9 protein-coding genes are annotated in these 7,588 nt (G+C 56.4%); 7 read left to right on the forward strand and 2 right to left on the reverse strand.

Going from position 1 to position 7,588, the window contains the following annotated elements:
• The first annotated feature begins 13 nt into the window (after nt 1-13).
• Both NE562_RS04920 and NE562_RS04925 read left to right on the forward strand, forming a co-directional pair.
• The gene (locus NE562_RS04920; RefSeq protein ID WP_280961282.1) at nt 14-1,816 is read left to right on the forward strand and encodes a PHB depolymerase family esterase; all 1,803 of its coding nucleotides are present in this window, start codon (nt 14-16) and stop codon (nt 1,814-1,816) included.
• Between the two features lie 71 nt (nt 1,817-1,887).
• The gene (locus NE562_RS04925) at nt 1,888-2,307 is read left to right on the forward strand and encodes a pyridoxamine 5'-phosphate oxidase family protein (protein WP_280961283.1); all 420 of its coding nucleotides are present in this window, start codon (nt 1,888-1,890) and stop codon (nt 2,305-2,307) included.
• A 62-nt stretch (nt 2,308-2,369) separates the two neighbouring features.
• Here NE562_RS04925 and NE562_RS04930 read toward each other — a convergent pair whose 3' ends face one another.
• On the reverse strand, nt 2,370-3,110 hold the full coding sequence (locus tag NE562_RS04930; RefSeq protein ID WP_280961284.1) for a tRNA 2-thiocytidine biosynthesis TtcA family protein: 741 nt from the start codon (nt 3,108-3,110) through the stop codon (nt 2,370-2,372).
• Nucleotides 3,111-3,376: 266 nt separating this feature from the next.
• On the opposite strand from NE562_RS04930, the gene rplM reads away from it, so the two are divergent.
• The 5 genes from rplM (at nt 3,377) to NE562_RS04955 (ending at nt 6,948) form a co-directional block, all read left to right on the forward strand.
• Complete coding sequence (gene rplM, locus NE562_RS04935; RefSeq protein WP_280961285.1) at nt 3,377-3,805, forward strand: 50S ribosomal protein L13; 429 nt, start codon at nt 3,377-3,379, stop codon at nt 3,803-3,805.
• Between the two features lie 16 nt (nt 3,806-3,821).
• Nucleotides 3,822-4,229: a 30S ribosomal protein S9 gene (gene rpsI / locus NE562_RS04940; protein WP_280961286.1), complete on the forward strand. Its 408-nt coding sequence runs from the start codon at nt 3,822-3,824 to the stop codon at nt 4,227-4,229.
• Nucleotides 4,230-4,405: 176 nt separating this feature from the next.
• A complete protein-coding gene (locus NE562_RS04945) occupies nt 4,406-5,095 on the forward strand; it encodes a GTP pyrophosphokinase (protein WP_280961287.1) in 690 nt (229 codons plus the stop codon).
• A gap of 27 nt (nt 5,096-5,122) precedes the next feature.
• Nucleotides 5,123-6,391 carry a DNA recombination protein RmuC gene (locus tag NE562_RS04950; protein ID WP_280961288.1) on the forward strand — a complete coding sequence of 423 codons (1,269 nt, stop codon included), beginning with the start codon at nt 5,123-5,125 and terminating at the stop codon, nt 6,389-6,391.
• Nucleotides 6,392-6,726: 335 nt separating this feature from the next.
• Complete coding sequence (locus NE562_RS04955; protein WP_419195987.1) at nt 6,727-6,948, forward strand: helix-turn-helix domain-containing protein; 222 nt, start codon at nt 6,727-6,729, stop codon at nt 6,946-6,948.
• A gap of 57 nt (nt 6,949-7,005) precedes the next feature.
• On the opposite strand, the gene trxA is transcribed toward NE562_RS04955, so the two are convergent.
• Complete coding sequence (gene trxA / locus NE562_RS04960; protein WP_280961290.1) at nt 7,006-7,338, reverse strand: thioredoxin; 333 nt, start codon at nt 7,336-7,338, stop codon at nt 7,006-7,008.
• Nucleotides 7,339-7,588: the final 250 nt, after the last annotated feature.

Genomic DNA, 7,588 nt, shown 5'->3' on the forward strand with positions numbered 1-7,588 from the left:
AGGCCTTCGGAGCATGATGTGCAGGCAGTTTGCGCGTAACGGGGTGGACCCCGCGCGCCCGGACGCGCCGATGTTTTACGGCGCGTTTGAGGAGTTTGTAGAGGTGGGCGGTAGAAAGCGGCGGTATATCACATATATTCCCGAAAACGCGGCGGCGTCTACGGCGGGGCTCATGCTTCTGCCCGAGGACGGGCGCACCGCGGAGCAGGTATTGGAGGAAAGCGTATGGCAATGCCTTGCGGACGGGGAGCTATGCAAGGAAAAGCTGATCCTGTGTATACTGGAAGCGGAAAGCGGCGTGTGGCACACGGACGAGCCGTATGACTGCCGGGATGGGGACGCCGCCTATGTGGAAGCGGTGTTTCAGGATATCTGCCGCCGCAACCGTTTCTGTATCCACGAAGCGAAATATTACATGGCCGGCTATCGGCAGGGCGCGGTGATCGCGCACAAGGCGGTTTTGAAGCACCCGAGCGTGTACGCCGGTCTGGCCTGCGTGGGCGATAGCGGGGTGGAAACCGCTTACCGTGTGGCGGCGGACGGTAAGCTGTGCACCGACCTGTGCGGTTTTGAGGACCCGGACGCGCGGCAGGGCATCCGGGCGGGCGACATTCCCGTCCCCGTGTGGATGATCGCGGAGGGGGAACCGGAAGCGGACTGGCGGGAAACGCTAAGTGATTGGCGCGCACACTGCGGCGCGGACGCGGCGTCGCGCCGCGACCGTGAAACCATTTGCTATACGCGCACGGCGCAAACGCCCTATCCGGAAAATCAGGAAAGCGCGGCCTACCGCGTGTGGGAAAGCCGCATTCCCCATGCCGGTGACCGGGACGGCGCGCTGGTAAATCAGCGGATCTGGAAGGACTTTCTTTACGGCGTGCGGCGATGGATGGCTGACCCGGGCGGCAGCCTGCGGCTGACGCGGGACCCGGTGCGTGATCTGGGCATGGAGTACCGCTATGAGCAGGTGAACGGTTGGATGCGCGAATGGTATATATACCGGCCTCGGCAGGTACGCGAAGCACCGTCGCGCCCCGCGCCCGTTGTGCTGGCGCTGCACGGCTACACCTGCACGGGCGAGATATATATCGGTAACAGCGGCTGGCATGAGATCGCGGATCGGTACGGCCTGATCGCGGTGTTCCCAAGCGCCGTGTTCGGCACGATCGAGGGCGCGCGTGAAAATAAAGCGGCCAAAAAAGAAAACACCGCGCTGCCCGCGTGGAATCTGTTTGCAAAGCCGGATGGACCGGACGAGATACGCTTTGTTCGGCACATACTGGACACGCTCTGCGCAGAGAGCGCGGTGGACCGGTCGCGCGTTTATGTGACCGGGCACTCGATGGGCTCGCTGATGACGCAGCTTTTGGCAATGGCCATGCCTGAGGAATTTGCGGCGGCGGCCCCCTGCTCGGGCGTTTTGTTCGAGGAGCTGGGCGACCGGCTGCTGGAAAATCCGGCGATTCGGCAGCCGCAAAATGAAATGCCGATTTGGATGTTTGTGGGCGAGCAGGAGCCGTGGCTGTTCCCGCACCTACCGGAGGGGGACAACAAACCGGCCGAGACCATCCGCCTATGGTGGGCGCGCAACCGGATGCCGGGGCCCGCGCCGCGGTCCTTTACAGAGGGCTGGACGGTCCACCGGGAGCGCTGGCACGATCTGACTTTCCGTAAGGCAGGCGCCCCGGCGATCCGCTACACATGGGTGGATTACCTGCCCCATGCGACGATGCCCGAGATGTCGCTGCGCATTTGGGAGGAGTTTTTTGCACACTGGACACGCGGCGCAGACGGAAAAGCGGTTTGGCGCGAGTAAAAGACACTTGCGGCGGGTGGTACAAAGCGGTATAATGCCCTTAACAAGCAGCGGAAGGAAGGGAAAATACCATGATGCGTGACCCGGAAAAGACCATCGGCAACCTGATCGACAAGCAATCGGTCGCCATGCTCGGCTCGGTGGATGAAAACGGCTTTCCAAACATTAAGGCAATGCTGCCGCCCCGCAAGCGGGAGGGGATCCGTGTGTTCTATTTCACCACCAACCTGTCCTCGCGGCGGGCAAAGCAGTTTGAGCAAAACCCCAAGGCCTGCCTTTACTTTTGCGACAAGCGGTTTTACCGCGGCGTACAGCTCACCGGCACGGCGGAGGTGCTGACCATCGACGAAGCCAAGCGCATGATCTGGCGCGAGGGCGATACCCAGTATTACGCCGGCGGCGTGACCGACCCGGATTACTGCGTTCTGCGCGTCACGGTGACCGAGGGCCGCTATTACGCCAACTTCAAGTCCGAGGATTTTGTGATATAGGGAATCGCTGAAACGGCGAAAAAAAGGCTACGACGAAACGCAAATCGTCGCAGCCTCTTTTTTTAGGAGTCTTTCTTCGGTTCTCTCGCGCGGTCGGGCGCCCAGCCCTTGAGGGGGTAACGCTGCATGGCGCCGAAAATGCGCTCGCGCAGGCCGGGCATCTGCTTTTCGAGCGTTTGCAGCAGCTCCTTGATCTCCTGCCGCTTGGTGTTGCCGTCCGCCGGGCAGGGATTGTGCACGATCGGCAGATCGAAGCGCTTGGCGAACGAGCGCACAAAGTGTTCCGGCGTATACAAAAGCGGGCGGATCAACGTGATCCCGCACCGGTCGAGAAAGGTGACCGGCTGAAAGCAGGAAATACGCCCTTCATAAAATAGCGAGAGCATGTAGGTTTCCACCACATCGTCAAAATGGTGGCCGAGCGCCACCTTTTTGCAGCCTGCCGCGAGCGCGGCTTCGTGCAGCGCGCCGCGCCGCATCTTGGCGCATAACGCGCAAGGGTTTTCCTCGCGCCGGATATCGAAGATCACCTGCTTGATCTGTGTGGGCACTTGGATATAGGGCACGGCAAGCTCGTCGCACAGCTTTTGTACCGGGCCAAAGTCCATTTCCTCATAGCCCATTTTCAGCGTGATGGCAACGACCTCGAACTTTTTCGGATAAAAGGCGCGCAGCTTCGCAAGCGATACGAGCAGCGCGAGCGAATCCTTGCCGCCCGAAACGCCCACCGCGATGCGGTCGCCCTCTTCGATCATATGGTAGTGGTCCACCGCGCGGCGGACATAGGAAAGCATTTTCTGCATCGGTTTTTCCCCGTTTTCTCGTAGAATACCTATTATATATAGCAGAAAACAGGACCGCACGCAATCGCAAATTTTAAATTGAAAAGATAGAAAACAAGAGAATGAAGGAGTGTGAAAGAGAAAAAAAGAGTATAGAATGGATTTGTAATAAATTTTGAAAATTGCCGTTGACTTCGCGTGCGGGATGTGTTTTAATAGATATGCTCGTTTGAAGCAGGTAAAAAAGTTATCAAATGATTTGATTATATAAAATGGAGGAAGAAAACATGTCTACATTTATGGCTAAGGCAGAAACTGTCGAGCGTAAGTGGTACGTGCTGGACGCCGCGGGCAAGCCGCTCGGCCGCACCGCCGCTACCGCCGCCATGCTGCTGCGCGGCAAGCACAAGCCGGAGTTCACCCCCCATGTTGACGGCGGCGATTTCGTCATTATCGTCAACGCGGACAAGGCCGTTCTCACCGGCAAGAAGCTGGAGCAGAAGTACTACCGCCACCACACCGGCTGGGTAGGCGGCCTGAAGGAAGTACAGTACAAGACCATGATGGCCGAAAAGCCGGAAATGGCGATGCAGCTCGCGGTTAAGGGCATGCTGCCGAAGAACTCGATCGGCCGCCAGTCCGCCACCCGTCTGAAGATCTACGCGGGCGAGAACCACAATCATCAGGCGCAGAAGCCTGAAGCTTGGGAAAAGTAAGGGGAGGAACTAACTGATGTATACACCGAAGAAAGCATACTTCTATGGCACCGGCAGAAGAAAGTCCTCCGTTGCCCGCGTTCGTCTGTTCCCCGGCGGAACCGGCGAAATCAAGATTAACAACCGCACGATCGACAACTACTTCGGCCTTGATACGCTGAAGATGGTCGTCCGTCAGCCGATGGAGACCACCGGCACGATCGGCAAGTTCGATATCGAGTGCACCGTAACCGGCGGCGGCTTCACCGGTCAGGCCGGCGCGATCCGCCACGGCGTGGCCCGCGCTCTGCTGCAGGCTGATTCCGAGCAGTACCGTCCCGCGCTCAAGGCCGCTGGTTTCCTGACCCGCGACCCCCGCATGAAGGAACGTAAGAAGTACGGTCTGAAGGCAGCCCGTCGCGCTCCGCAGTTCAGCAAGCGCTAAATTGTTACAAATACCGCCAAACAATCGTTTGGCGGTATTGTTTTATTTGCATAGGCGGCATAACGCGGGGCGAACGGACTGAGAATATGTCTTTTCCGGTTTGTCAAAACCGCGAAAGCGTATTATAATAGAAAAGGAAATTTCACGCCCATAGGCGGGAACGCGGAGGTGCGCAAATGGAGCCGAACGATCTGCTTGCTATCGAGGAATTTGGCGAGCTGGACACCGAAAAGCTGGTGGAGTACGCCTTCCAGCTTCAGCAAATGATGATGCTGTACGAAGCGGGGATCCGCGAGATCAAGACCAAGCTGGATATTTTAAACGACGAATCCCGGCTGACCGGAAAGGCCGGGCCGATCGAGTCGATCAAAACCCGCATCAAATCGCCGCGCAGCATCATCCGAAAGCTCAAGCGGCGCGGGTTCCCGATCTCGCTGCAATCGATGATGGAGAATTTAAACGATATCGGCGGCATCCGCGTGGTCTGTCCGTTTATCGATGATATTTACACTGTGGCCGACATGCTGGTACGGCAGGACGATCTGGAACTGATTGAGCAGAAGGACTATATCAAGCATCCCAAGCCCAACGGCTACCGCAGCCTGCATATGATCTTGGAGGTGCCCATTTTCCTATCCGAAAGCACGCGGCCGGTGCGGGTCGAATTGCAGCTGCGCACGATTGCCATGGATTTTTGGGCCAGCTTGGAACACCAGCTGCGCTACAAGGCCGATATGGAGGTGCCGCCGCATATCGCGGAGGATCTGAAAGCGTGCGCCGAGGTCATTGCGGCCACGGATTCGGAAATGCAGGCCATCGCCAACGAACTAAACGCCCTAAGCCCCAAAAAGAAACCCGAAAAATAGAAATGCTCCACAGAAAGGAATATCCCCATGCAATATATCCCCCTGATCACGCTGGCGGCCGTGCTGGTACTAATCGTGCTCGTCCTTGTGCTGCTCGCGCGCCCGCAGCGCGGCGATAGCTCAAGCGGCTCGATTTCCGCGCTCGGCAGTCTGGTGACCGACAACCTGCGGCAGGGCCGCGAGGCGCAAAACGATCAACTCGGCGCGATGGACAAAAGCCTGTCCGCCAAGCTCGGCGCGATGCAAGGCCAGATGAACGACCAGCTTGGCCAGTTTGAAAAACGCCTGCACGGCTTTACGGCCGAGACCGCGCAAAGTCTGGAAAACATCCGCGCGACAGTCGATAAAAACCTGCACGCCATGCAGACGGATAACAACAAAAAGCTGGATGATATGCGGCAGATCGTCGATGAAAAGCTGCAAAAGACGCTCAATGAACGCATGAACGAATCGTTTAAGCTGGTCAATGAGCGGCTGGAACAGGTCTACAAGGGCCTTGGTGAAATGCAAACGCTGGCGCAGGGCGTGGGCGATTTGAAAAAGGTTCTTACCAATGTCAAGACCCGCGGTATCGTCGGCGAAATACAGCTTGGCGCGATCTTAGAGGATATTTTAGCGCCGGAGCAGTACGAAACCAACGTCGCCACCCGGCCGGGCAGCCGCAATGTGGTGGAATACGCGGTTAAGCTGCCGGTCGAAAACGGCGATTATATCTATTTACCGATCGATTCCAAGTTCCCCGGCGACACCTACGGCGCGCTGCGCGACGCTTACGAGGAAGGCTCGCGCGAGCAGGTGGAGGCATGCTTAAAGCAGCTGATCGCCACGCTGCGCAGCGAGGCGAAGGATATCCACGACAAGTACTTAGAGCCGCCCTATACGACCGATTTCGGCATTTTGTTCCTGCCGTTCGAGGGCCTTTATGCCGAGGTGGTGAACCGCGGCATGGTGGAGGTATTGCAGCGCGATTTTCACGTCAACATCGCCGGCCCCAGCACAATGGCCGCGCTGCTGAACAGCCTGCAAATGTCGTTCCGCACCATTGCCATCCAAAAGCGCTCCGGCGAGGTTTGGGAGGTGCTCGGCGCGGTCAAAACAGAGTTCGATAAGTTTGAAGCCGCCCTGTCGCAAACGCAAAACCGTCTGGATCAGGCCAGCCGCGAGCTGGACAAGCTGATCGGCACGCGCACGCGCGCCATCCAGCGCCGCCTAAAAAGCGTTACCCAGCTGGAGGAAACGCTCAGCGGCGCCGTGCTCGGTCTGGACGAAGCCGAAGAGGAAACGACCGAATCATAAACATACCAAAGCGCGCCCGGATGAAACCTTGTGGGTTCCATTCGGGCGCGCTTCGGTATGTAGGCTAGGATTTGGCCTCATCCTCTGGGGCAAGCGGACGATAGTGGGGACAGGCGACCGTTTCACCATATCGTAGCTTTCGGCGCGGGTATACGCAATGCCCGCTTCTTGTTTTATGGTAGTTTTTTGGCGTGAGCTGGACATAGTGCTGCCTGTAATGCTTGCAGGTTTGGCAAATGAATGGCTGCATATTATCACCTCTCTGTTTATTTTAACCTGTTTCAGGTTAAAATACAATACTCTAAAACAGGTTGAAGTATAATTTCATAGAGGTGATGAAATTGTACAAACGACTGCGTGATCTTCGATTAGATAGACAATGGTCTCAAGCATTTTTAGCGAAAAAGCTGGGTATGTCCCAAACTGGGTATTCAAAATATGAAACCGGAGAAAACGATATCCCAACGGCTGTTTTGACCCAGCTAGCGAACCTTTATGAGACCAGTACTGACTATCTACTTGGTCGCACCAATAATCCGGCACCGCCAGAAAAATAACAAAAAATGTTTGTCATCCTGAGCAAAGCAATGGATGACAAACATTAATAGATGGGATTAGTCCAGCGTGACGCCGTTTGCGCCGAGCCATTCTTCGATCGCGCTGCGGGAAGGGGGATTGACCAGCGGCTGGCCGACTTCGCCGTCGCGGAAAAACAACAGCGTCGGGATGGTGCTGATCTGATAACGCTCGGCCAAGGGCATGCTATCGTCGATGTTCAGCTTGCCGACGCGGATCTTGCCCTCGTAAGCGTCCGCGATCTGGTCCACGGTCGGCGCGATGCCGCGGCAGTACCCGCACCACGGCGCCCAAAAATCGATTACAACGGGCGTGGCGGCGTTCAGCACCTCGGAATCAAAATTATCCATGTTTACATTAAAAATTGCCATGTTAGAAACTCCTTTCAAAAGCGGTTACTCTTACTGTAACCAATTCGGTTTCATTTATCATACTGTAAATATAACAGTTACAGTTTAGATTGTCAAGAGGTTTTTAGAAATTTAAAGACAGAGCCGCAAAAAAGAACGCGCTTGCAAGCCAATGTCATTTAGTTAAGGATTTTTATAAGTTTGTCATCCTGAGCGAAGCGAAGGATCTCGCGCGAACGCGCGATCTCAACCGAAAAATCGCGCGTTCGCG

The organism is Butyricicoccus faecihominis (assembly GCF_024462775.1).
Lineage (GTDB): Bacteria > Bacillota > Clostridia > Oscillospirales > Butyricicoccaceae > Agathobaculum > Agathobaculum faecihominis_A.

Coding starts and splice junctions, on each gene's coding strand:
- rpsI (WP_280961286.1), top strand. CDS start 3,822: ATGTATACACCGAAGAAAGCATACTTCTATGGCACCGGCAGAAGAAAG.
- NE562_RS04925 (WP_280961283.1), top strand. CDS start 1,888: ATGATGCGTGACCCGGAAAAGACCATCGGCAACCTGATCGACAAGCAA.
- NE562_RS04945 (WP_280961287.1), top strand. CDS start 4,406: ATGGAGCCGAACGATCTGCTTGCTATCGAGGAATTTGGCGAGCTGGAC.
- NE562_RS04930 (WP_280961284.1), bottom strand. CDS start 3,110: ATGCAGAAAATGCTTTCCTATGTCCGCCGCGCGGTGGACCACTACCAT.
- NE562_RS04950 (WP_280961288.1), top strand. CDS start 5,123: ATGCAATATATCCCCCTGATCACGCTGGCGGCCGTGCTGGTACTAATC.
- NE562_RS04920 (WP_280961282.1), top strand. CDS start 14: ATGATGTGCAGGCAGTTTGCGCGTAACGGGGTGGACCCCGCGCGCCCG.
- NE562_RS04955 (WP_419195987.1), top strand. CDS start 6,727: ATGAAATTGTACAAACGACTGCGTGATCTTCGATTAGATAGACAATGG.
- trxA (WP_280961290.1), bottom strand. CDS start 7,338: ATGGCAATTTTTAATGTAAACATGGATAATTTTGATTCCGAGGTGCTG.
- rplM (WP_280961285.1), top strand. CDS start 3,377: ATGTCTACATTTATGGCTAAGGCAGAAACTGTCGAGCGTAAGTGGTAC.